22 protein-coding genes and 1 tRNA gene are annotated in these 21,118 nt (G+C 63.9%); 15 read left to right on the top strand and 8 right to left on the bottom strand.

What is annotated here, in order from left to right; all coding sequences use genetic code 11:
* The first annotated feature begins 45 nt into the window (after nucleotides 1-45).
* Nucleotides 46-369 (top strand): hypothetical protein, encoded by a 324-nt coding sequence (locus tag WN73_RS39520; protein WP_038967435.1) that lies wholly within the window; start codon nucleotides 46-48, stop codon nucleotides 367-369.
* A gap of 281 nt (nucleotides 370-650) precedes the next feature.
* Nucleotides 651-740, top strand: a tRNA-Ser gene (locus WN73_RS39515).
* 71 nt (nucleotides 741-811) lie between these two features.
* Here the strand turns inward: WN73_RS39515 and WN73_RS39510 are convergent.
* On the bottom strand, nucleotides 812-1,105 hold the full coding sequence (locus WN73_RS39510; RefSeq protein ID WP_271557684.1) for a hypothetical protein: 294 nt from the start codon (nucleotides 1,103-1,105) through the stop codon (nucleotides 812-814).
* A gap of 122 nt (nucleotides 1,106-1,227) precedes the next feature.
* Here WN73_RS39510 and WN73_RS39505 point away from each other — a divergent pair, with 122 nt between their 5' ends.
* Both WN73_RS39505 and WN73_RS39500 read left to right on the top strand, forming a co-directional pair.
* Nucleotides 1,228-1,971: a DUF7168 domain-containing protein gene (locus tag WN73_RS39505; RefSeq protein WP_060912231.1), complete on the top strand. Its 744-nt coding sequence runs from the start codon at nucleotides 1,228-1,230 to the stop codon at nucleotides 1,969-1,971.
* A gap of 337 nt (nucleotides 1,972-2,308) precedes the next feature.
* On the top strand, nucleotides 2,309-2,500 hold the full coding sequence (locus WN73_RS39500) for a hypothetical protein (RefSeq protein WP_028174031.1): 192 nt from the start codon (nucleotides 2,309-2,311) through the stop codon (nucleotides 2,498-2,500).
* A 55-nt stretch (nucleotides 2,501-2,555) separates the two neighbouring features.
* Here the strand turns inward: WN73_RS39500 and WN73_RS39495 are convergent, their stop codons facing one another.
* Nucleotides 2,556-2,771 carry a hypothetical protein gene (locus WN73_RS39495; RefSeq protein WP_028174032.1) on the bottom strand — a complete coding sequence of 72 codons (216 nt, stop codon included), beginning with the start codon at nucleotides 2,769-2,771 and terminating at the stop codon, nucleotides 2,556-2,558.
* Between the two features lie 252 nt (nucleotides 2,772-3,023).
* Between WN73_RS39495 and WN73_RS39490 the strand changes: the two genes are divergently transcribed.
* Complete coding sequence (locus WN73_RS39490) at nucleotides 3,024-3,341, top strand: DUF1476 domain-containing protein (RefSeq protein ID WP_271557680.1); 318 nt, start codon at nucleotides 3,024-3,026, stop codon at nucleotides 3,339-3,341.
* 122 nt (nucleotides 3,342-3,463) lie between these two features.
* Here the strand turns inward: WN73_RS39490 and WN73_RS39485 are convergent, their stop codons facing one another.
* Entirely contained in the window at nucleotides 3,464-4,045 is a 582-nt protein-coding gene (locus tag WN73_RS39485; RefSeq protein ID WP_011087294.1) for a TIGR00645 family protein, read from the bottom strand.
* A 213-nt stretch (nucleotides 4,046-4,258) separates the two neighbouring features.
* Between WN73_RS39485 and WN73_RS39480 the strand changes: the two genes are divergently transcribed.
* A complete protein-coding gene (locus WN73_RS39480; RefSeq protein WP_085966842.1) occupies nucleotides 4,259-4,489 on the top strand; it encodes a hypothetical protein in 231 nt (76 codons plus the stop codon).
* Nucleotides 4,490-4,522: 33 nt separating this feature from the next.
* Here WN73_RS39480 and WN73_RS39475 read toward each other — a convergent pair whose 3' ends face one another.
* Nucleotides 4,523-4,651: a hypothetical protein gene (locus WN73_RS39475; protein ID WP_256380384.1), complete on the bottom strand. Its 129-nt coding sequence runs from the start codon at nucleotides 4,649-4,651 to the stop codon at nucleotides 4,523-4,525.
* 802 nt (nucleotides 4,652-5,453) lie between these two features.
* On the opposite strand from WN73_RS39475, the gene WN73_RS39470 reads away from it, so the two are divergent.
* Nucleotides 5,454-6,389, top strand: a complete 936-nt coding sequence (locus WN73_RS39470; protein WP_271557675.1) for a septal ring lytic transglycosylase RlpA family protein — start codon at nucleotides 5,454-5,456, stop codon at nucleotides 6,387-6,389.
* 114 nt (nucleotides 6,390-6,503) lie between these two features.
* On the opposite strand, the gene WN73_RS39465 is transcribed toward WN73_RS39470, so the two are convergent.
* Nucleotides 6,504-7,460, bottom strand: a complete 957-nt coding sequence (locus tag WN73_RS39465; protein ID WP_271557673.1) for an alpha/beta fold hydrolase — start codon at nucleotides 7,458-7,460, stop codon at nucleotides 6,504-6,506.
* A gap of 153 nt (nucleotides 7,461-7,613) precedes the next feature.
* Between WN73_RS39465 and WN73_RS39460 the strand changes: the two genes are divergently transcribed.
* The 6 genes from WN73_RS39460 (at nucleotide 7,614) to WN73_RS39435 (ending at nucleotide 14,294) form a co-directional block, all read left to right on the top strand.
* Nucleotides 7,614-8,876, top strand: coding sequence for a D-alanyl-D-alanine carboxypeptidase family protein (locus WN73_RS39460; RefSeq protein WP_038967564.1), 1,263 nt, complete (start codon nucleotides 7,614-7,616; stop codon nucleotides 8,874-8,876).
* Between the two features lie 2 nt (nucleotides 8,877-8,878).
* Complete coding sequence (gene tmk, locus WN73_RS39455; RefSeq protein WP_028174037.1) at nucleotides 8,879-9,565, top strand: dTMP kinase; 687 nt, start codon at nucleotides 8,879-8,881, stop codon at nucleotides 9,563-9,565.
* Nucleotides 9,562-10,608 carry a DNA polymerase III subunit delta' gene (locus WN73_RS39450; protein WP_011087288.1) on the top strand — a complete coding sequence of 349 codons (1,047 nt, stop codon included), beginning with the start codon at nucleotides 9,562-9,564 and terminating at the stop codon, nucleotides 10,606-10,608. The genes tmk and WN73_RS39450 overlap by 4 nt, the downstream gene beginning before the upstream one ends.
* Before the next feature lie 109 nt (nucleotides 10,609-10,717).
* Nucleotides 10,718-12,694 (top strand): methionine--tRNA ligase, encoded by a 1,977-nt coding sequence (gene metG, locus WN73_RS39445; RefSeq protein WP_271557669.1) that lies wholly within the window; start codon nucleotides 10,718-10,720, stop codon nucleotides 12,692-12,694.
* A 12-nt stretch (nucleotides 12,695-12,706) separates the two neighbouring features.
* On the top strand, nucleotides 12,707-13,483 hold the full coding sequence (locus WN73_RS39440; protein ID WP_011087286.1) for a TatD family hydrolase: 777 nt from the start codon (nucleotides 12,707-12,709) through the stop codon (nucleotides 13,481-13,483).
* 13 nt (nucleotides 13,484-13,496) lie between these two features.
* Entirely contained in the window at nucleotides 13,497-14,294 is a 798-nt protein-coding gene (locus tag WN73_RS39435) for an MBL fold metallo-hydrolase (protein ID WP_028174040.1), read from the top strand.
* A 29-nt stretch (nucleotides 14,295-14,323) separates the two neighbouring features.
* On the opposite strand, the gene WN73_RS39430 is transcribed toward WN73_RS39435, so the two are convergent.
* Genes WN73_RS39430 through WN73_RS39420 form a run of 3 tightly spaced genes read right to left on the bottom strand, consistent with a single transcriptional unit; the run spans nucleotide 14,324 to nucleotide 18,930 of the window.
* Nucleotides 14,324-15,985: an acyl-CoA synthetase gene (locus tag WN73_RS39430; protein WP_271557666.1), complete on the bottom strand. Its 1,662-nt coding sequence runs from the start codon at nucleotides 15,983-15,985 to the stop codon at nucleotides 14,324-14,326.
* Between the two features lie 20 nt (nucleotides 15,986-16,005).
* Nucleotides 16,006-17,895, bottom strand: coding sequence for a TRAP transporter large permease (locus WN73_RS39425; protein ID WP_271557664.1), 1,890 nt, complete (start codon nucleotides 17,893-17,895; stop codon nucleotides 16,006-16,008).
* 15 nt (nucleotides 17,896-17,910) lie between these two features.
* Nucleotides 17,911-18,930: a TRAP transporter substrate-binding protein gene (locus WN73_RS39420; protein WP_011087282.1), complete on the bottom strand. Its 1,020-nt coding sequence runs from the start codon at nucleotides 18,928-18,930 to the stop codon at nucleotides 17,911-17,913.
* Between the two features lie 766 nt (nucleotides 18,931-19,696).
* On the opposite strand from WN73_RS39420, the gene WN73_RS39415 reads away from it, so the two are divergent.
* Nucleotides 19,697-20,365, top strand: a complete 669-nt coding sequence (locus WN73_RS39415; protein ID WP_271557662.1) for a hypothetical protein — start codon at nucleotides 19,697-19,699, stop codon at nucleotides 20,363-20,365.
* A 21-nt stretch (nucleotides 20,366-20,386) separates the two neighbouring features.
* Entirely contained in the window at nucleotides 20,387-21,091 is a 705-nt protein-coding gene (locus WN73_RS39410; protein WP_271557660.1) for a hypothetical protein, read from the top strand.
* Nucleotides 21,092-21,118: the final 27 nt, after the last annotated feature.

The raw sequence follows: 21,118 nt of genomic DNA, 5'->3' as shown, positions 1-21,118 counted from the left end.
CGTACTCTTGCTGTCGTTTTCTCAACAGCCGTGGCCGCGCTTTCCATGACGGGCGCAGCCTCCGCGGGCTGCTATAATTGCTACGCGCCGCCGCCGTGCCAGACCTGCTACCAGCAGCAATACGTCGCGCCGCAATACCGCACCGTCGACGAGACCGTGATGGTGTCGCCCGGCGCAACCGTCGCGCACCGCACGCCCGCGCAGTACCGCACCGTGATGGTGCCGCAGACTGTGATGGTCGCCCCGCCCGGCGTCCAGTACGAGCGCATCCCGCCGCAATACGCAACGCGCCAGCGCGTCGAGATGGTCTCGCCCGGCTATTCCTATTACGCCCCGGTGCAGATGGGCTGCGCGTCCTGCGGCTACTGAGCCAAGGCAGCGACGAACAATTCCATGCGGCGCTCCTCACGGGGCGCCGTTTTGCTTTGGGGGCAGCAAACGAGGCCCGGAAACGGAGGCGACTCCAAACCGGGCCTCGCAACCAGCGACGCCCTGGGAGATGTCGCCAGTGTCCGGGATTGCTGAGAAACCCAGGCTAAGGGAACAGGCTGACGCTCGCCTGACAGATCAGGGCGGCCGAGGGGGACGAGGGGCCAACTTCGCGTTGCCTTGCGCCGTCGACTACGTTAAGCGACAGCCATTCCGGGTTTGGAAGGGTGGCCGAGTGGTTTAAGGCACCGGTCTTGAAAACCGGCGTGCCTGCAAGGGTACCGTGGGTTCGAATCCCACCCCTTCCGCCAGTTTCGACCGAAATGTGTAGGGCCGAACTTCGGGCGGCCGGTTCACGCCGGCGGGCCTCCTTTAAAATTCGTTAGTTGGGGGTGCTGCCGCTCTTGGCCTTGGACGAATGTTTCACTACTGATTTAGGCGGTGCGGCCCGCTTCTTCGACGCTTCGTCGCCGCGGGCAGCTCCCCACGGATCTACGGCCTTTTGGTCAGGAACGTTGCCGAGGGAGCGTTGATAGGCGCGCTCAGCCCGAATGTCGTCCGCCTTCTGCGTCTCCGTCTTGTCCTGGGACTGTTCGCCATACATTGGAACATGGTCCTGCGCCAATGCGGTCGGTGCGATCAGAGCAAACATGACAGCGACGGCGATTTTGCGCATCGAGAAAACCCCCGGTTCTGCGACGAGCATAACATCCGCGCCGATTGCGGCATCAATGGGCGCGGTTTGACAGACACCCCTTCCGCCATACGATCGGTCGGGCTTTCCCGGGCAGGTAATCGGTGAACCAGACGTCCAATCCGGCCGCGCTCGACAAGCTCAAGCTTCGCATCCAGGCGTTGCGCGCCAAGACGATCGCCAACGGCTGCAGCGAGGAAGAGGCGCTGTCGGCCGCCGCCAAGGTCGCCGAGCTGCTGGATCGCCACGATTTGTCGCTCTCCGACGTCGACCTGCGGGCGTCGCCGTGCGAACGGAGGGTCTTTGAGACCCATCGCAAGAAGCGAATTCCTCTGGACGATTGCATCGGCGCGATCGCTCATTTCTGCGATTGTCGGGTCTGGCGCGAGAAGAATGCGGCCGGCGAGAGCAGCTATGTGTTCTTTGGTCTCGGCGCGGATGTCGAGGTCGCGCATTATCTGGCCGAATTGATCGACGGCGCCGTGCGTGCCGAGCTTGGTCGCTTCAAGACCTCGGTCGACTACAGCAGGTTCCGGCACCAGGAGCGGCATCTGGCCAATGCCTCCTTCGCGCTCGGCATGGTGGCGTCAATCGCGGACAGGCTGCAGGCGATCAAGGCCGGTCGCGATCAGGTCAACGAAAGCACCGGTCGCGGGCTGGTCGTGCTCAAGACCTCGGTGGTCGATGCGGAATTCGACAAGCTCGACCTCAAGCTCCGGACCCAGCGCAGCACCGGCCGGATGGTGTCGATGGCGGCCTATGAAGCCGGCGGCGCCGCGGGCGGGTCGCTGGCCATCAATCCCGGCCTTGGCGAGTCGCAGTCACGGACCGCTCCCAAAGGAAGCTGAACGCATCGGGGCAAGGGACGATGCGCCGATGTATTTCGGAATAATAGCAGTATACTCCTGTTTTGCCCGACGTGCCAAAGGGCCTTGCGGGGGTGGGACGCCCAAGCTGTTGATCCCAAACGCATTGGCTACTGTGCATGGGGTTGTTTTCGAAAATTCCAGCGGGCCGCGCCGAAATGCCCGCTCGTCGGCGTCAAGCCGGCGCGCGCAAAGAAATAGGTCGAGCCGGCTCTCGGTGGCGCCTCTAACTGTCTGATATTTCGTCTCTTTATTCGGTTGCGGCAGGGCTTCCGGTTCGGTTCGGGGAACTCTTTCGCTGCGTCCGCGTTGTCTTGCCATGACCGAAGATCTTTCCTTCCGACGCAAACCCTTGACCCCCGAACAGCGTCAGGCGCGCGATGCGGCACGCCGGATCGAGGCTGAAAAGGCCATGCGCGACCACGAGGAGGCGCAGAAGCAGTTCTACGCCAACAAGGAACGGCTGCGGGCCGAGCGGCTCGCACGCGAAGCAGCGACGGCAAAGGACTGACCGAACGCGGTCGCCGCGCCAGAACCTCCGGATGGATATTCCAGCCGGGCCGGACCTAGTGCCGTTGCGTCGTGCTGAAGGCGAGCTTGAGCGCCTGGACGGCGCCTGCTAATGCCCCGCGGGGCGATTGGGCCTCGATCGCTTCGGCTGCGATGCGGCAATCGTCGGCGACCTTGAGCAGTCCGTGTCGTGCAAGGTCCATGGTGGAGAGGGCGGCCTGCTCCAGGCAGACCCGTTCAAGCCGTCGAAACTCCCGCAGCTCTCTGTTCATGCGTCAGCTCTCGATGTCCCCGGGCTATGCGGCGCTGAGTCCACTTAACAAAGAGTAAACGCTTTCCCGTAGCTGGTCTGGCTGGCGCGGAGCTGGCGGCTGCCGTGATGGCCGGGCCTGCCGCGAGCGGCGGGCTTGACGGCGTTTGGCTTCCGCCGGAAGATTCAAATGATCCTCAACTGACGTGAAAGACGGAGACGTTCGCTCCCAGCCAGTCCGATCCGCAGCAGCGAAAACGAAATGGAGCTGACCATGACCACGTTCGACAAGCGCGAGCAGGGCTTTGAAGCCAAATTCGCCCACGACGAGGAGCTCATATTCAAGGCCACGGCCCGGTCGAACAAGCTGCTCGGGCTCTGGGCCGCCGGCCAGCTCGGGCTCAGCGGCGATGCCGCCAAGAGCTATTCCACGGCGCTGGCGACGGACCATCTGGAGAGCCGGACGATGGACGAGGTCCTGGACAAGGTGTCAGGCGATCTCGCCGCCAAGGGGGTGGCGCGCGAGCAGGTCGCCGCGAAGTTCCAGGAATGCCTGCATCAGGCCCTTCAACAACTCGAAGCCAAAGAGTAAGCGCCGCGCAGTTAGGCGCTCACAGCACAGCACCATGTGGGCGATCTCGATGGGCTCGCCGCCGAGGCCGTGAGAGAACTGCCCTCTGCCAGGCGGTGGGACGCAAGGTGAGCGGGTTGGTCCTACTCGGCATGCTTGTTGCGCATTCCGGAATCGCTGAGCTTGTCGACGTAGGCGATGCCTAGCGCCGAGACGATGAAGGTGATGTGGATCAGCACCTGCCACATCACGCCGGTCTCGGTGAAGCCGGCGCGGTTCGAGCCGAGATTGCCGGCCTCGATGAAGGTGCGCAGCAGCGCGATCGAGGAGATGCCGATGATGGCCATGGCAAGCTTGATCTTCAGCACGCTCGCATTGACGTGGCCGAGCCATTCCGGCTCGTCGGGATGGCCCTGGAGATCGAGCCGCGAAACGAACGTCTCGTAGCCGCCGACGATGACCATCACCAGCAGATTGGAGATCATCACGACGTCGATCAGCGCCAGCACGCTCATCATGATCTGCTGTTCGGTGAGATCGAGGGCGTGCCAGGACAGATGCCAGAGCTCCTTGAGGAACAGCGCGATGTAGACGCATTGCGCCACGATCAGTCCGAGATAGAGCGGCAGTTGCAGCCAGCGCGAGCCGAAGATGATCATCGGCAGCAGGCCGAGGCGCGGCGAGGGCGGGCGGGCTTCGGTCGTGGGGGCAGGCTCAACCGACATTCAGGCAGCATCCTCGCATCGAGATGATCGCTTTCATGTAGCCCGACAAGATGGTCGGCGGAAGACGCGCGGTGCGCTTGCAGCCTTCCAGGGATCGTGCCGTTTCGTGCTACCGTGCCGGGCGGCCGTCGCGACGGCCTGGATCGCGGGAGGCGGGACGTGCGGAGCGGCTTTAGCAGTGGGCCCGGGAGGATCGCGCTTGTTGCGGCGATAATGATGCTTGGCGGGGGCGAGGTGTCGGCTACGCCGTTGACGCCGTTTCGCTACGAGGCGCAAGCGCAGCGCCATTGTCCGCATGACAAGGTGGTCTGGCTGGATTTCAGGAAGGGCGTCTACTACGCCAGGGGCCAGAAGCGATATGGCCAGGGTTTTGACGGCAGCTTCGTTTGCCTCGGCGAGGCCCGCGACAGCTTCTATCGTCGCTCGCTGCTCGGCCTGCGCTGAGCGGCGCGCGACGGAGCGCGAAAACGATCCGGCCTATTTCCGGTCGGGCAGCTTCACCGGGATATGCGGGGAGGTGCTGATGACCCTTGGACTTCCGTCCGGATAAGTCCGGCCGCCGCGGATCAGCGATTCCAGGACCAGGAAGAATTTCTCGGCAAGCATTGCGTCACCTTCGTTGGTGATGGCCTCTTGAAATGAGTCGAGGCGCCGAACGCGGAAATTCAATCAACTAAACGGGAGCGGGACAATTCCGGGACAAACACCCGTGTTGCGGGGCCGTACGGTCGTGGTCGGAAACGCCGGGAAAGGGGGGGCTGTGATCAGCCGAAGGCCAACGCCACCAGGCTCGAGCACAACAGCACCAGACCGCCTGCGGTCAATGCCAGGAAGCCATCGGATACGAGGTCATGGTTACGCATTGGACACCTGCCGCTCTCGTCTGCGATGCTCGATCGGATCGCTTGAAATTGCCCGAACGTGCCGTCTTGAAAGAGGTGATGCTTGCCGCCCGCGCGAGTGCCTCAGGCCCTCGTACGGTAACCTTCAAACGCATGGGCCAGGAAGATCCCCGCGCTTACCAGACCCATCAGTGCCGAAACCGTCTCGATCATCGTTAAATTCCAAATCCCGCCCTTGCATGCGAGAGAACGCGTGCGGCCTTGCACAGTCAAAAGAATTCCAGTGAGTGGCGCGACAATGGGGGTGGAGTGAGGATTTGGCGCAACAGAATGTCCAGGAGTGGCACAGAGCAGGTGCCTGTGCTCCGTAGATGAACGGGGGAAAGCGAACGCGCCGTTTACCATCTCCGCGCGATCGCCGCGGGCTCCCCATTTCCGCCGTGTTCGGGTTGCGATATCGTCACGACGTCCGAAGCGGTGGTGGGCCGCCTCGGAGCAAAGGACCGGACAGCGCTCCCCGTCGAAGCGGGGTGGGTACGCCTCCGGCGAAATGGTATTTGGGGCGAATGGGGATCCGACGGTCAGATTCGGTATTGCGGGCCGCGCGTGGTGTTGCGGCGGCCGCGACCTGCCTCGCGCTCGCCAATTGCGCGTCCTCCAACAAATTCGCCAGCCGCGTCGATCCGAAATATGGCGTGTCCTCGAGCCCCCGGGTCGTGGCTTTGGGTGATCCGGTCCCCAAGGGCGGCGGCACCTACCGCGTCGGCAAGCCCTACGTCGTCGCCGGCCGGACCTATGTGCCGGAGGAGGACGTCAACTATCGTGCCGAGGGCATGGCGTCCTGGTACGGCGACGATTTCCATGGCCGCCTGACCGCCAATGGCGAGGTGTTCGACATGGCCTCGCTGACGGCGGCGCATCCGACCCTGCCGATGCCGTCCTATGCCCGGGTGACCAACATCTCGAACGGCAAGTCACTGATCGTCCGCGTCAATGACCGCGGTCCCTATCACGGCAACCGGCTCATCGACGTCTCGAACAAAGCCGCCGAACTCCTTGAATTCAAAGGCAATGGCGTCGCCAAGGTCCGCGTCGAATATGTCGGCCGGGCGCCGCTGGAAGGTTCCGACGACCGCCAGCTGATGGCGACCCTGCGCACCGGGATCCCGGCGCCGTCGCCTTCGATGGTCCGGGTCGCCTCGGCAAGGCCATTCGTGCCGGAGCTGCCCTCGTCGAACCGTGGCGCCATCCGCGGCGAGGTTCCGATGCCGGAGGGGCGGCCCTACAGTCTCGGCAATACCTCGGCCGACATGGCCTCACTCAATGCGACCTCGGAAATGTCGGCCTCGAGCCGCAGCCGGGGCCGGGCGCTCCAGAACGCGCGCGCCGTGTCCTATGACGAGGACGGCCGCTACGCCACCGAGAGCGCGCCCTCGGCCGCCTATGCCTCCGACGGCGCCGCCGAGGCCCGCAGCATCCTGAGCGGCCGCGGCCTCTACTAAACCCGAACAATCACCGAGCGGTTTTGACGTTGCTGGCTAACGCCTAGAACGGCGCGGGTTCGCCGAGACGGAGCAGGCGGGCGCCGCTCACATCGCAATGAAGAAGGACATCGGCTAGCGCGCCGACGCTTCGCGCAGGAATTTCACGAGCGCAGCGTTGACCTCGTCGGGCCGCTCCTGCTGCACCCAATGGCCGGCGCCTTCGATGATCAGTTTTCGTGTGAGATTTGGCAGCACGCGCTCGAGTTCGTTGACGCGCTTAGCGCCGATCAGGCCTGTGATGACGGCGTCTTTCGAACCGGCAATGAAGAGGGACGGCTGGTGGATCTGCGCATCCTGCCAGGGCGCCGTCAGCTCCCAGTTGCGGTCGAGGTTGCGATACCAGTTCAGCCCGCCGCGGAAGCCGGATTTGCGGAATGTCTCGGTGAAGTAGGCGAGGTCGGCCTCGCTCAGCCAGTCCGGTAGCGGCTCATCGGCAGTCGCGTGGCCGAGAAAGCCCTTGCCCTCCTGCACGAACATGGCCGCGGAGGGATCGGCGAGGCCGCGTCCGCCGAGCACGATGCGCATGGTGCGGGCGACGTCGCGCTCGAGCTCGACTTCGGCGACGCCGGGCACCTGGAAATACTGCCAGTAGAAGTTGGTCACGCCGCCCTGACGCAGCAGCTCGAGCGGCTTGCCGCGGCCGCGGAATGGCGGCGGCACGCTCAGGCCGGCCACCGCCGTGAAGATGTCGGGGCGGAACAGCGCCGCGTGCCAGGCGACCGGCGCCCCCCAATCGTGGCCGACTACCATGGCCTTGCTTTCGCCAAGCGCCTGCACGAGACCGACGATGTCACCGACCGTGTCGAAGATCGAATAGGCGCTCACGTCGGTCGGCGCCGCGCTCTGGCCGTAGCCGCGCATGTCGGGGGCGACGACGCGAAACCCGGCGGTCGCCAGCGCCGGGATCTGGTGGCGCCAGGAGTAGGACAATTCCGGCCAGCCATGGCACAGCATCACCAGCGGTCCCTGGCCGGCCTCGCGGATGAACAGATCGATCCCGTTGGCCTTGATCACGCGGGTGGAAGACATCGCTTTTCCGCCTTGTTTCAGGGGTTTGGTCGAGAAATATAAGGTGGCACGATAGGGGCGTGACGGGAATCGTGCAATCTCGGGTTCCGGCGACCAGCCTCATGTTGTTCGCGCCGGTTCCAACTGTTAGAACGCCGCTCTCAGGGCTTGGCCATGGCATTTCGTTTCATTTCGCTCCGTCGCAGCCGCTTCACCTCCGGCATGCTGGTGCGCGCGCTTGTCGCCGGGCTGCTGCTCGCGAGCCTCGGCTGGTGCGGCGTGCTCTACGCCGCCAACCAAAGCATCCAGGGCGCCAAGAAGGCGGAAGATACTGGCTTCGACGGCGATGCCCCCACCGCGATCCTGATCGAGGCCTCCAGCGGCAGCGTGCTGTTCGAGAAGAACGCCGACGAGCTGCGCGCGCCGTCCAGCATGATGAAGCTGATGACGGCGGAGGTCGTCTTCAACGCCATCCAGAAGGGCGACATCAAGCTGACCGACGAATATCGGATCAGCGAGAACGCCTGGCGCAAGGGCGGGGCGCCGTCGGGCGGCTCGACCATGTTCGCCGCCATCAACAGCAAGGTCTCGGTCGACGATCTCCTGCATGGCGCGATCATCCAGAGCGGCAACGACGCCTGCATTGCGCTGGCCGAAGCCATGGCGGGCAATGAGCGCATCTTTGCCGCCGACTTCATGACCAAGCGAGCCCGCGAGCTCGGCATGACCAAGTCGACCTTCGGCAACTCCAACGGTCTGCCAGACCCCGGCAACAAGATGACGGTGCGCGAGCTCGGCATCCTCGCCCGCCACATCATCCTGGACTTTCCGGAGTTCTACAAACTGTTCGGCGAGAAAGAGTACACCTGGAACAAGATCCGGCAGCCCAACCGCAATCCGCTGCTCAACTCGATGGAAGGCGCCGACGGCCTCAAGACCGGCTACACCAAGGAGGGCGGCTATGGAATGGTCGGCTCGGCCGTGCAGAATGGCACGCGGCTGATCGTCGTTGTCAACGGGCTGGAAGACCCCGAGGATCGCGCCACGGAAGCCAAGAAGATGCTGGAATGGGGCTTTCGCAATTTCGAGACCCGCACGCTGATCGCGGCCGACCAGCCTGTCGGCTACGCCAAGGTGTTCGGCGGCGAGAGCCGCTCGGTGAAGCTGATCGCCAAGACGCCCGTGAAGGTGATGGTGCACAAGAACGGCAGCGACAAGCTGATCGCGCGCGTCGTCTATAGTGGCCCGGTGCGGGCCCCGGTCGAAGCCGGCCAGAAGGTCGGTGTGGTGAAGGTCTGGCGCAGCGGCAACATCGCGGTGGAGACGCCGGTCTATGCGGCTGAAGCGATCGGCACGGGCTCGACGATGCGCCGCGCCATCGACGGCGCCAGCGAGCTCGTGATCGGCATGTTCCGCGCAGGCGCCGAGAAGCTCTGACCATGAGTGACAGTGCGGTACAGCGGCCGTCCGGACGCGGACGCTTCATCACCTTTGAGGGCGGCGAGGGGACTGGCAAGTCCACCCAGATCAAGAAGCTCGCCGACCGCCTCAAGGCAGCAAGGATGCGCACCCTTGTGACGCGCGAGCCGGGCGGCTCGCCGGGTGCCGAGATCATGCGCCATCTGGTGCTGTCGGGCATGGGCAAGCTGCTCGGCCCCGAAGCCGAGACGCTGCTGTTCGCGGCCGCGCGCGATGACCATGTCCACACCGTGATCGAGCCCGCGCTCAAGCAGGGCATTTGGGTGCTGTGCGACCGCTTCGCCGACTCGACGCGCGCCTATCAGGGCAGCCTCGGCAGCGTTTCTCCCGGTCTGATCAACGCGATGCAGCGCGTTACGATCGGCGATCTCAAGCCGGACCTCACCATCATCCTCGACCTGCCGGTCGAGATCGGCCTCCAGCGCGCCGCCGCCCGTCGCGGCAGTGGCACGCCTGACAGGTTCGAGGGCGAGCAGCTCAGCTTCCACCAGGGCCTGCGCGAGGCCTATCGCAAGATCGCCGCGGACGAGCCCGCGCGCTGCGTGTTGATCGACGCCAATTCCGATCCGGATACGGTCGCAGGCCGCGTCTGGAACGCACTGCGCGATCGTCTCCTTCCGACGCCGGCCTCGGTGGTGTCGGTATGAGCCCGCGTCAGGCAGAGCGCGAGAGCGCCATTCCGCATCCGCGCGAGACCAGCCGTCTGTTCGGCCATCGCGAGGCCGAGACGGCGCTGCTGTCGGCCTATCGCAGCGGGCGCATCCCGCATGCCTGGCTGATCGGCGGGCCGCAGGGGATCGGCAAGGCGACGCTGGCCTACCGCATGGCGCGCTTCGTGCTGGCGCACGGCCAGCCGCTGGCGGACGTCGTGCAGCGCGCCGAGAGCCTGGCAGTCGACCCTGATGACGCCGTGGCGCGCCAGGTCGCCGCAGAGTCCCATGGCGGGCTGCTGACACTGGAGCGCACGGCGAACGACCGCGGCGTGATGCGCACCGTGATCACCGTGGACGAGACGCGCGAGACGATCTCGTTCTTCGGCTCGACGGCAGCAGCCGAAGGCTGGCGCGTCTGCATCGTCGATACGGTCGACGAGCTCAATCCGAATGCGGCTAACGCGCTTCTGAAGATCTTGGAGGAACCGCCGCAGCAATCGCTGTTCCTGCTGGTGAGCCACGCGCCCGCGCGCGTGCTCGCCACAATTCAGTCACGCTGTCGCAAGCTGCGCCTGCGGCCGCTCGGAACGGACGAGGTGATCAGTGCCGCCGCGGAAGCGGCCGGCCTCGCTCCGACCGACCTGGCGTTGCGCGAGGCGGCGGAGGCTTCGGAGGGCAGCGTCGCGCGGGCGCTGACGCTGCTCGGCGGCGATGCGCTGAAACTCCAGCAGCGCACGGCGGCACTGCTTGCGCGATTGCCACAGGTCGATCCGCGCGAATTGCACACGCTCGGCGATTCGCTCGGCACCAGCGACCGCGTCGCGCTTGCGGCCTTCATCGACGGCATCGACCGCTGGATCGCGGAACGGCTGCATGCGGATGAGGCCAATGCCAACCAGAACCTGCCGCGCCTTGCGCGCCTAGCTGAGGTATGGGAAAAGATCGTCCGCGCCGCGCGCGACACCGAAACCTACAATCTGGAGCGAAAGCCCTTGGTTTTCTCGGTGTTCGGCTGGCTGGCGGACGCAACGCGCTAGAGCATGATCCGGAAAAGTGTGTAGCGGTTTTCCGAGAGGATCATGCTCAAAACAATAACCTAACGCAGGTTCGCTTCCAAATTTTGAGAAGCCGGTAAAGGAATTCGTCGTGGCAACGCGAGCTAAAAAATCCGTCAAGCGCAAGAGCGGCAAGAAAGCTGCGAAGAAGGCCACCAAAAAGGCCGTGAAGGCGCTTGCGCGCAAAGCTGCCAAGAAGGTCAAGAAGACCAAGAAGGCTGCCGCCAAGAAGGGCGTGAAGAAGAGCGCTGCGAAGACGGCAAGGAAGGCCGGCAAGAAGGCTGCGAAGAAGCAGGTCGGCGCCAAGAAGGCGGTGAAGAAAGCGGCCAAACAGCCGGCCAAGTCTCCTACAAAGAAGGCTCCTGCGAAGAAGGCAAAGGTGACTGCGGCTGCCGTGACCGCCGCACCGACGCCTGTCGCCACGCCGCCGAAGGCTGTGAAGCCCAATGTGTCGAAACCCAAGGCGCCCCGCGCGCCGAAGCCCGTCGCAGCTGCGCAAGCCGCTGTGCCCGCAGCGGCACCCGCGCGCGACAACGTCTTCTACATCACGACCGCGATCGCCTATCCCAACGGCAACCCGCATATCGGCCACGCCTATGAGGCGATCGCCACCGACACGCTGGCACGCTTTGCGCGGCTCGACGGCAAGGACGTGTTCTTCCTGACCGGCACCGACGAGCACGGCCTGAAGATGATTCAGACCGCGCAGAACGAGGGCCTGACCCCGTCCGCGCTCGCGGCCCGCAACGCGGCCCGCTTCAAGGCGATGGACGAGCGGCTCAACGTGTCGTTCGACCGTTTCATCCGCACCACCGAAGAGCAGCACCACCGCTCCACCCAGGAGATCTGGCGGCGCATGGAAGCGAACGGCGACATCTATGCCGACACCTATGCGGGCTGGTACTCGGTGCGCGACGAAGCCTACTACGCCGAAGACGAGACGCGCCTGAACGACGACGGCGTGCGCCTCGGGCCGCAAGGCACGCCGGTCGAATGGGTCGAGGAGAAGAGCTACTTCTTCCGCCTGTCCGCCTATCAGGAGAATCTGCTCAAGCTGTACACCGATAATCCCGATTTCATCGGCCCGGACTCGCGCCGCAACGAGGTGGTGAGCTTCGTCAAGGGCGGACTGCGCGATCTCTCGATCTCGCGCACCACCTTCGACTGGGGCGTCAAGGTGCCCGGCGACGAAGAGCACGTGATGTATGTCTGGGTCGACGCGCTCACCAACTACATCACCGGGGTAGGCTTCCCCGACGAAAGCGACAAGAACTGGCGCTACTGGCCGGCCGATGTGCACATCATCGGCAAGGACATCATCCGCTTCCATGCGGTGTACTGGCCGGCGTTCCTGATGTCGGCCGGCATTCCCGTGCAGAAGCGGGTCTATGCCCACGGCTTCCTGTTTAACAGGGGCGAGAAGATGTCGAAGTCGGTCGGCAATGTCGTCGATCCCTTCAACCTCGCCGACCAGTATGGCGTCGACCAGATGCGCTATTTCTTCCTGCGCGAGGTGCCGTTCGGCCAGGATGGCAACTACAACCACGAGGCCATCGTCGCGCGCATCAATGCCGATCTCGCCAACGATCTCGGCAACCTTGCACAGCGCTCGCTGTCGATGATCGCCAAGCAACTCGGCGGCGTGCTGCCGGAGCCGGGTGAGTTCAGCGACAACGACAAGGCCATCCTGGCGATGGCCGACGGCATGATCGCAGCAAGCCGCGAGGCGATGGCGACGCAGCAGATCCATCACTGGCTCAACGCCGTATGGGCCGTGGTCGCGGAAGCCAACCGCTATTTCGCGGGCGAGGCGCCGTGGGCGCTCGCCAAGACCGATCCTGCCAGGCAGAAGACGGTGCTCTATGTCACCGCCGAGGTCGTGCGCCAGATTGCGATCCTGGCCCAGCCGGCGATGCCGACTGCCTCGGGATTGCTGCTCGATAGCCTCGGTGTCCCCGGGGGCGAGCGCAATTTTGCGGCGCTCGGCGGCGCCAAGCGCATCGCGCCCGGCTCGACGCTGCCCGCGCCGACACCGGCCTTCCCGCGCTACATCGAGCCGGCGGCCTAAGGCGTTCGCGCGATGCTTGTCGACAGTCATTGCCACCTGGATTTTCCCGATTTTGCGGAAGATCTCGACGGGATCGTGTCACGTGCGCGAGCGGCCGGCATCGGCCGCATGGTCACGATCTCGACGCGGGTGCGAAAGTTGAACCAGCTTCTGGCCATCGCCGAGCGCTACGACGACGTCTACTGCTCGGTCGGCACCCATCCGCACAACGCGGATGAGGAGGACGGCATCTCGCCGGACGAGCTGATCGCGTTGACGCAGCATCCCAAGGTCGTGGCGCTCGGCGAGGCCGGGCTCGACTATTTCTACGACAACGGCTCGCCGGAAGCGCAGGCGAGGGGCTTTCGCGCCCACATCGCGGCCGCGCGCGCGACCGGCCTGCCGCTGGTGATCCACACCCGCGAGGCGGACGAGGATTGCGGCCGCATCCTGGAAGAGGAGGTAGCACGCGGATCGTTTCGCGCCGTGCTGCATTGCTACACCGGCGGGCGCGAGCTGGCGCTGAAGGCGGTATCGCTCGGCCTGTACATCGGCTTCACGGGCATCCTGACCTTCAAGAAGTCGGAGGCGCTGCGCGCGCTCGCGGCCGAGTTGCCGGCTGACCGTATTCTGGTTGAAACAGACTCGCCCTACCTTGCGCCCGGCAAGTTCCGGGGCAAGCGCAACGAGCCGGCCTATGTGGTCGAGGTCGCAAAAGTGCTGGCTGAAGCGCGTGGCGTTTCGTTTGATGAGATCTCGCGCCAGACCACCGAAAACTTCTTCCGCCTGTTCTCCAAGGTGACAGCTTGATTCCGGGAGCCGCATGACGCTGACGCTGACGATCCTGGGCTGCGGCTCCTCCGCCGGCGTGCCGCGCCCGGCGCTCGGCTGGGGCGCCTGCGACCCGAGCAATCCGAAGAACCGCCGCCGCCGCTGCTCGCTGCTGGTCGAACGGGCGTCCGAGCACGGCACCACGCGGATCGTGATCGACACCTCGCCGGATCTGCGCGAGCAATTGCTCTCGACCAATGTCGACCACATCGACGCGGTGTTTCTGACCCACGAGCACGCCGACCAGACCCACGGCATGGACGATCTGCGCTCGGTCGTCATGCACATGCGCCGGCGTATCCCGACCTACTTCAACCAGTCGACCGCCAAGGACATCCTGTCGCGGTTCTCCTATTGCTTCATCGCGCCGGAGGGCAGCGACTACCCGCCGATCCTGACGCGGCATTCGATCGAGGCGGGCGAAAACCAGACCATTCTGGGGAAGGGCGGCGCCGTGACGATGACGGCCTTCCTGGTGCAGCACGGCAACATTCCCGCGCTCGGCTATCGCATCGGGGACGCCGCCTACACGCCCGATCTCAACGACATCCCGCGCGAGAGCTGGGGCGCGCTGGAAAACCTCGACCTCTGGATCGTCGACGGGCTGCGCTACACCAGCCATGTCAGCCATTTCAGCATCAACGACGCGCTGTCCTGGATCGAACGTTTCAAGCCGAAGCGCGCCGTCATCACCAACATGACGGCCGACGTCGATTACGAAGTCATCCGGCAGTCGCTGCCGCCGGGCGTGGTGCCGGCGTACGACGGCCTGCGGCTGGAGACACACTGAGCGCAGCAGCCTTGAAACGGGAGATCAGCTCAGGCGGTTATTGCCTTCGCCGATCCCACCTCGTTGCGCAGCAGGAATTTCTGGATCTTGCCCGTGGACGTCTTCGGGATCGGCCCGAACACGATTGCCTTCGGCGTCTTGAAGCCGCTCATGTGCGAACGGCAGAAGGCGATGATCTCGGCCTCGGTCGCGCTGGCGCCGTCCTTCAACTCGACGAAGGCGCACGGCACTTCGCCCCATTTCGGATCGGGCTTGGCGACCACGGCGGCGAACAGCACCGCCGGGTGCTTGTAGAGGATGTCCTCGACTTCGACCGAGGAAATGTTCTCGCCGCCCGAGATGATGATGTCCTTGGAGCGGTCCTTGATGATGACGTAGCCGTGCTCGTCGAGCACGCCGAGATCGCCGGTGTGAAACCAGCCGCCCTCGAAGGCCTCCTTCGTCGCCTTCTCGTTCTTGAGGTAACCCTTCATGACGATGTTGCCGCGGAACATGACCTCGCCGATGGTCTCGCCGTCGCGCGGCACCTCCTGCATGGTCTGCGGGTTGATGACGGTGACGCCTTCCTCGAGCGGGTAGGGCACGCCCTGCCTGCGCTTCATCCGCGCGCGCTCGGCCGGCGGAAGCTCGTCCCAGCCGGGCTGCTCGGCGCAGACGGAGGCGGGGCCGTAGACCTCGGTCAGGCCATAGACGTGGGTGAGCTTAATGCCGATGTTTTCCGCGCCCTCCAGCACCGCAACCGGAGGCGCGGCGCCGGCGATCAGGCCGACGACGCGGCGGGCGGCATTGCCCGTTGACGTTTCCTTGGGCGCGTCGGGGGCGTTGATCAGCGTGTTGTAGACGATCGGCGCGCCGCACATGTGGGTGACGCCGTGCTGCTTGATCAACTCGAAGATCTTGGTCGGCTCGACCTTGCGCAGGCAGACATTGATGCCGGCTGAGGCCGCGATGGTCCAGGGGAAGCACCAGCCGTTGCAATGGAACATCGGCAGCGTCCAGAGATACACCGGATGCTGGCCGAGATTGCCGGCAAGGATGTTGCTGACGGCGTTGAGATAAGCGCCGCGATGATGCGTGACGACGCCCTTGGGATTACCGGTCGTGCCCGAGGTGTAGCTCAGCGCGATCGCGTCCCATTCGTCCTTCGGCGGGATCGCGGTGAAATCAGGATCGCCTTGCGCGACGGCGGCCTCATATTCGATCTCGCCGATGCGCTTGCCCCCCTTGAAGGCGGCATCGTCGACGTCGATCACGAACGGCTTCGGTCCGCTCATCTGCGCGAGTGCGTCGGTGATGACGCTAGAGAACTCGGGATCGACCAGGATGATCCTGGCCCCGCCATGATCGAGCTGAAACGCGATCGACGGTGCATCGAGGCGGATGTTGAGCGCATTGAGCACAGCGCCCGTCATCGGCACCGCGAAGTGTACCTCGTTCATCGCCGGGATGTTCGGCAGCATCGCCGCCACGGTGTCGCCGACGCCGATGCCCTTGCCGGCGAGATACGACGCAAAGCGCCGGCAGCGCTCATAGGTCTGCGCCCAGGTGAAGCTGCGGCCTTCATAGACCGTGCTGACGTGATCGGGATAGACCGCGGCGCTGCGCGCGAGAAAGCTCAGCGGGCTCAGCGGCACGTAGTTGGCGGGCGTCTTGTCGAGGCCGATATTGTACGGGTTCTGCCGTTCGCTCATCGACACCTCCTCAAAGCGCTTCAAAGAAATCCGATCGAGATCCAGGGGAAGATCGCGACGATGATCAGCCCCACCAGTAGCGCCAGCAGATAGCCCCAGATCGGCCTGATGCCTTCGGCCGGGTCAACGCGTCCGATGGCGCAGGCGGCATAATAGCCGACGCCGAAGGGCGGGGCGAATAGCCCGATACCCATGGCCAGAATGATCACCATCGCATAGTGCACTTCGTGCACGCCGACGGCGCGGGCGATCGGGAACAGCAGCGGTCCGAACAGCACGATCGCCGGGATGCCCTCCAGCACGCTGCCGAGGATGGTGAAGGCCAGGATGGACACGGCGATGAAGGTCGCCGCGCCCCCCGGCAATCCCGTCATGGCCGCCGCCAGCGAGCGCGAGAAGCCTGATTGCGTCAGGCCCCAGGCCATGCCGGTGGCCGTGCCGATGATCAGGAGGATCGCGCCCGACAGCGCCGCGGTCTCGACCAGCATCGGAAACAGCCGCCGCCAGTCGAAGCGGCGATAGACCAGGAGGCCGACCAGGACGCCATAGACGATGCCGATGGTGGAGACTTCGGTGGCGGTGGCGATGCCCTCCACCACGGCGTAGCGGATCACGAAGGGCAGCGCGAGCGCGGGCAGGGCGACGATGAAGGTCCTGCCGATCTCGCCCCCCGTGGCACGGCGGACATGGCTCATGTCCTCGTGGCGGTAGCGCCACCACACCAGCATGCAGAGCGTGATCGCGAGCACGACGCCGGGCAGCAGGCCGCCGGTGAACAGCGCCGCGATCGAGACGCCGGTGACCGAGCCGATCGTGATCAGCACGAGGCTCGGCGGAATGGTCTCGGTCTGGGCCCCCGTCGCCGCAAGCAGCGCGACGAGATCGCCGGGACGGGCGCCACGCTGCTTCATCTCCGGGAACAGCACGGGCGCGACCGCCGCCATGTCGGCGGCCTTGGCGCCGGAGATGCCGGAGACCAGGTACATGGCGCCGACCAGCACGTAATGCAGGCCGCCGCGGACATGTCCCAGCAGGCTCGCCAGGAACGCCACCATGGCCCGCGCCATGCCGGTCATTTCGATCAGGAGCCCAAGGAACACGAACAGCGGCACCGAGAGCAGGATGAGATGGCTCATACCCTCGTCCATCCGCCCGATCAGCACCATGACGGGCGTGCGCGTGGTCAGCGCCAGATAGCCGAAGATCGCGAGGCCAAAGCCGAACGCAATGGGAACGCCGGCAAAGACGCAGAATCCGGCGACGCCGACGAAGAAGATGACAAGGTTGAGATTGCCGAGCGGCCGCAGATATGGCTGCGCCAGCCAGAACAGACCGACGACGACGGCAACGGAGATCACGGCCGTCAGCACCATGCGGACATCGGCGGCGCGCAGCAGCCGCAGCAGCGCGAACGCCGCCATCAGGCAGATGCCGGCCGGCAGCGCGGCGGCCCGCCAGATGTTCGGGATCTGGAGCGCCGGCGTGGTGATGAAGCTTTCTTCGTAGGCGTAGTCCCAGGACGGCCACACGATCAGCGCCAGAAACGCCAGCGCCGCAGCGGTCGCGACCAGGTCGAGATAGGCCCGCATCGCGGGTCCGGCGCTTGCGACCACGGCGGTCATGCGCATGTGCTCGGAGCGGCGGAATGCGACCGCCGCGCCCAGCATGGCCAGCCACAGGAACAGGATCGAGGCGAGCTCGTCCGACCAGATCAGCGGTCGGTGCAGGCCGTAGCGCGCGACCACGCCGGCAAACAGGATCGCGATCTCGGCGACGACCAGGGTCGCCGCGGGGATCTCGACGGCGAGGCCGAGGAGGCGTTCGAGCGAAGCCAGCAGAGAGGCTCGGCGAGGGGACTGAACAGCCACCTCGCCCGCCGCTTCGGTCACCTCAACCTCGACATGAGCCATGACGGCCCCAACGCGTTACGAGAGCTTGCCGACGGCCTTCTCCAAGAGGTCCCAGGCCTGATCGCCATATTTGCCTTTCCACTCGGCATAGAAGCCGGCGGTCCGCAGCTTGTCGCGGAACGGCGCGACCGCGGGCTGGTTGAAGGTCAGGCCCTTGGCCGCGAGCTCCTGCTGGAGATTGGCATTCAGCTTGGCGGTATCCTCGCGCTCCTTGACCGCGGCGGCGTTGATGTTCTTGGCGACGATCGTGCGGACGTCCTCCGGCAGCGCGCTCCAGGCGCGGCGGTTGGCCAGGAACCAGAAGCCGTCCCACATGTGGTTGGTCAGCGAGCAGTATTTCTGCACCTCGTAGAGCTTTGCGGTCGAGATGATCGCCAGCGGGTTCTCCTGGCCCTCGACGATCTTGGTCTGGAGCGCGGAATAGACCTCGCTGAAATTGATTGAGGCGGGCGCTGCATCGAACGCCTTGAACATCGAGGTCCACAGCGGCGACACCGGCACGCGGATCTTGAAGCCCTTGAGGTCGTCGGGACCGGTGATCGGCCTGGTCGAGGACGTGGTCTGGCGGAAGCCGTTGTCCCAGATCTTGTCCATGACCTCGAGGCCGGCCTTCTTGATCTCGCCGCGGACATGGGCGCCGAGATCGCCGTCCATGGCCTTCCAGACCGTGTCGTAGTCCGGGAACGCGAAGCCGATGCCGTTGATGGACGCGGCCGGAACCAGGGTCGACAGGATCAGGCCCGACAGCGTGAAGAACTCGACGCCGCCGGAGCGGATCTGGCTCAGCATGTCGGTGTCGGAGCCGAGCTGGTTGTTCGGAAAGATCTGAAGGTCGAACTTGCCGTTCGTCTCGCTCTTGATCGCCGCCGCCATCTCCCTGGCGCGCACGTTCAGCGGATGGGTGTCCGGCAGGTTATTGGCGTATTTGTAGCTGAACTCGGCGCTCTGGGCGCGGGCCACGTGGGGCGCGCTGAGGCCGCCCAGGACCGCGGTCGCGGCGGAGGCCTTGAGAAGCGTGCGTCGGGAAAAGCTCATCGGTCTGCTTCCTCGGAAGGTTTGTTGTTGTTCTGAGACGCAAACCTATACGGATGGAAAGTCAGAAGGTCATCTGCGATCTCGCGAAGCCTCGCTTATTGCAGCCGGACCACGTCACCGCAATATCGCTTTCGGCACATGGAGCCGGGTTCAAAAAGCGAAAAACAACCCCATGCACAGTAGCCGTCAAGAGTTGGGACGACGTTCGAGGGCCGAGCCGAAAGTCGCGCCGGAGCGAAGCTGGGATGGCAGGAATTCCGTCTAAATATTTGATCTGATTGTATATAAATATATTCCATAATATACCTTATGCGAATCATGGATATGGTCGTGCAGGTCAGGCCAGTGCGTAATCCAATTGAATTTGCGCCTCGTCCACCTGAATTTGCGCCTTCACCAAGAGGCTAATTCGGACGGCCGCTGCGCCGACCAAAGGCACAGCTCGCTCGGTCCCGACATTCAAGCTGGCCGTGCGGCCGACCAGGCCTGTGGGAGCGATTTCTGGCGCTGTTCGCGGGCCTTCCAGGAGCCTTGCGCTGACCACTGAGAGACAGCGGCTAACGAAGTTTTCCTCAGCGATCGAGCGCTCTGGGGTGAGCCCGCCACGATCGCCGATCTGGTGGGCCTTCAGCGCTCTGCTGTCAGGTTTGAGGTGCCCTCGCCCTCCCGAGGCGCGACTGCTTTCCGGTATCAAGGCTGATCGGTGCCTACCCAGCAGGTGAATCATGCTATTAGAAATTGTGTTCACCGGGGGCTGATATTTCTGATGACTGTAACGCATGACGGCGAAGAAGGACCGCCAATAGAAGAACTGCTGGAAGCTCTACAGAACCGTATCGATAGCGTGGTTTCACAAGTTGCCGCACATTCCCACGACATGCACAAGCGTGAGGACCACACCACTTCGCGATTGGCTGGAATGATATCCGCTACCATTGCCGATCAGCCAATCGCGATCGAGGGGCTTAAAGTAGAGGTTCATGTCGAGGAGTTTGAGCCACTGGCGGAAAGCGTTAGCGGTGCCGACCTCTATGTTTCTATCGTACGTCGAGATCACGACTTTCCCACCAGCAAGGGAATGCTAGTTCAGTCGAAGCGAAGAGAGGCCCTAAGCAGATCGGACGAGCGAAGGCGTTTGCGAAATCAATCCGCGCGTATGCGACGTAGATCCCTCACAGACTCCTACCTGTGGGTTTTTGAGGATAATGGCGTGATTTGTGTCCCCGCCCCTAAATCATCGGATCCCGTTATCAGAGGCTCCACTTACCAGCCACAATCCATCGGCGGCCTCATAGCGAACGGCCTGAGATGTGAGCAGGGCGACAGAAAAATTGGCAGAAACCCACTAGAACCAGTCGCTCGCGGTCTGGTGAATGCCATGGCCTCGCTCGGCGTTCCCAACGGCGTCGCGCTAGACGTCACTTCCACCAAATAGTGTGTTAGGCAGATGGGTGCAGTGAGCCTCACGCAGATTCTTGAGTTTGCCGAACGCCTCTTTAAGGTTTGGATCGGCACAGCCTGGGGCAAAGGCGCTCTGGCGTTGATCGTCGGCGGCGTCTTATCTATTAACAGTATCCTTCAGTATCTAGTTCCGCCTCTCGCTAAAGTCATTGGAATCACGGTCACAATCCCGGAAACGCCAATAGGGGTGAGCTTTACTCTCATCTGTCTTGGTATTTTGCTTTTGATCCTTTCGCGGCTCCTTCCCGATTGGTCCGAACAGAGCCAGGCCGTTCAACCGCCAAACCCCCATGACGTAAGGCTGTTGGCCAACTACCGTGAGTTGATAACGCCGCAGCTCATCCAATTCTTGACCGAACACACTTTCAGGCTTCCTTACCGTGTGGACACACTGAACCCTCTGGAAGTTCTCGCCTACGAATGGCGCGGAGCACACCATGAGTTTTTGGATTTGGAGCTCAAGCAGTCGCTATCCAATGTTATTGGAGCAGCACGTGGACTTTGCGGCGTCGTTGCCAACCGCATATTCTTGGACCGCAATAACCCTGCCATCGGCTCACCGCTGACCGACGTAGATCTGCGTTTAGGCATTCAACCCGGCACGCGTGAGGCTATTGAACAAATGAATACACTCGCAAAAGGCGTTGTGACTACGGCAAACAACTTCGAGCGATTAGCGCGCCAAAAAATACCTTCTTGAGTTGACTTAGGTTGGGCAACGTGCGGG

This window comes from Bradyrhizobium sp. CCBAU 45394 (assembly GCF_028128655.1).
Classification (GTDB): domain Bacteria; phylum Pseudomonadota; class Alphaproteobacteria; order Rhizobiales; family Xanthobacteraceae; genus Bradyrhizobium; species Bradyrhizobium diazoefficiens.
Note: the sequence above shows the minus strand (reverse complement) of the source record. Positions and strands in the feature narration are given on the sequence as shown.

What these genes read in the sequence shown, in the direction of transcription:
- WN73_RS39485 (WP_011087294.1), bottom strand. Translation starts at nt 4,045, where the DNA reads ATGTCGGTTGAGCCTGCCCCCACGACCGAAGCCCGCCCGCCCTCGCCG.
- WN73_RS39520 (WP_038967435.1), top strand. Translation starts at nt 46, where the DNA reads ATGACGGGCGCAGCCTCCGCGGGCTGCTATAATTGCTACGCGCCGCCG.
- WN73_RS39475 (WP_256380384.1), bottom strand. Translation starts at nt 4,651, where the DNA reads ATGCTTGCCGAGAAATTCTTCCTGGTCCTGGAATCGCTGATCCGCGGC.
- WN73_RS39430 (WP_271557666.1), bottom strand. Translation starts at nt 15,985, where the DNA reads ATGAGCGAACGGCAGAACCCGTACAATATCGGCCTCGACAAGACGCCC.
- WN73_RS39490 (WP_271557680.1), top strand. Translation starts at nt 3,024, where the DNA reads ATGACCACGTTCGACAAGCGCGAGCAGGGCTTTGAAGCCAAATTCGCC.
- WN73_RS39435 (WP_028174040.1), top strand. Translation starts at nt 13,497, where the DNA reads ATGACGCTGACGCTGACGATCCTGGGCTGCGGCTCCTCCGCCGGCGTG.
- WN73_RS39510 (WP_271557684.1), bottom strand. Translation starts at nt 1,105, where the DNA reads ATGCGCAAAATCGCCGTCGCTGTCATGTTTGCTCTGATCGCACCGACC.
- WN73_RS39450 (WP_011087288.1), top strand. Translation starts at nt 9,562, where the DNA reads ATGAGCCCGCGTCAGGCAGAGCGCGAGAGCGCCATTCCGCATCCGCGC.
- WN73_RS39440 (WP_011087286.1), top strand. Translation starts at nt 12,707, where the DNA reads ATGCTTGTCGACAGTCATTGCCACCTGGATTTTCCCGATTTTGCGGAA.
- WN73_RS39415 (WP_271557662.1), top strand. Translation starts at nt 19,697, where the DNA reads ATGACTGTAACGCATGACGGCGAAGAAGGACCGCCAATAGAAGAACTG.
- WN73_RS39495 (WP_028174032.1), bottom strand. Translation starts at nt 2,771, where the DNA reads ATGAACAGAGAGCTGCGGGAGTTTCGACGGCTTGAACGGGTCTGCCTG.
- tmk (WP_028174037.1), top strand. Translation starts at nt 8,879, where the DNA reads ATGAGTGACAGTGCGGTACAGCGGCCGTCCGGACGCGGACGCTTCATC.
- WN73_RS39470 (WP_271557675.1), top strand. Translation starts at nt 5,454, where the DNA reads ATGGGGATCCGACGGTCAGATTCGGTATTGCGGGCCGCGCGTGGTGTT.
- WN73_RS39420 (WP_011087282.1), bottom strand. Translation starts at nt 18,930, where the DNA reads ATGAGCTTTTCCCGACGCACGCTTCTCAAGGCCTCCGCCGCGACCGCG.
- WN73_RS39480 (WP_085966842.1), top strand. Translation starts at nt 4,259, where the DNA reads ATGATGCTTGGCGGGGGCGAGGTGTCGGCTACGCCGTTGACGCCGTTT.
- WN73_RS39465 (WP_271557673.1), bottom strand. Translation starts at nt 7,460, where the DNA reads ATGTCTTCCACCCGCGTGATCAAGGCCAACGGGATCGATCTGTTCATC.
- WN73_RS39460 (WP_038967564.1), top strand. Translation starts at nt 7,614, where the DNA reads ATGGCATTTCGTTTCATTTCGCTCCGTCGCAGCCGCTTCACCTCCGGC.
- WN73_RS39425 (WP_271557664.1), bottom strand. Translation starts at nt 17,895, where the DNA reads ATGGCTCATGTCGAGGTTGAGGTGACCGAAGCGGCGGGCGAGGTGGCT.
- WN73_RS39500 (WP_028174031.1), top strand. Translation starts at nt 2,309, where the DNA reads ATGACCGAAGATCTTTCCTTCCGACGCAAACCCTTGACCCCCGAACAG.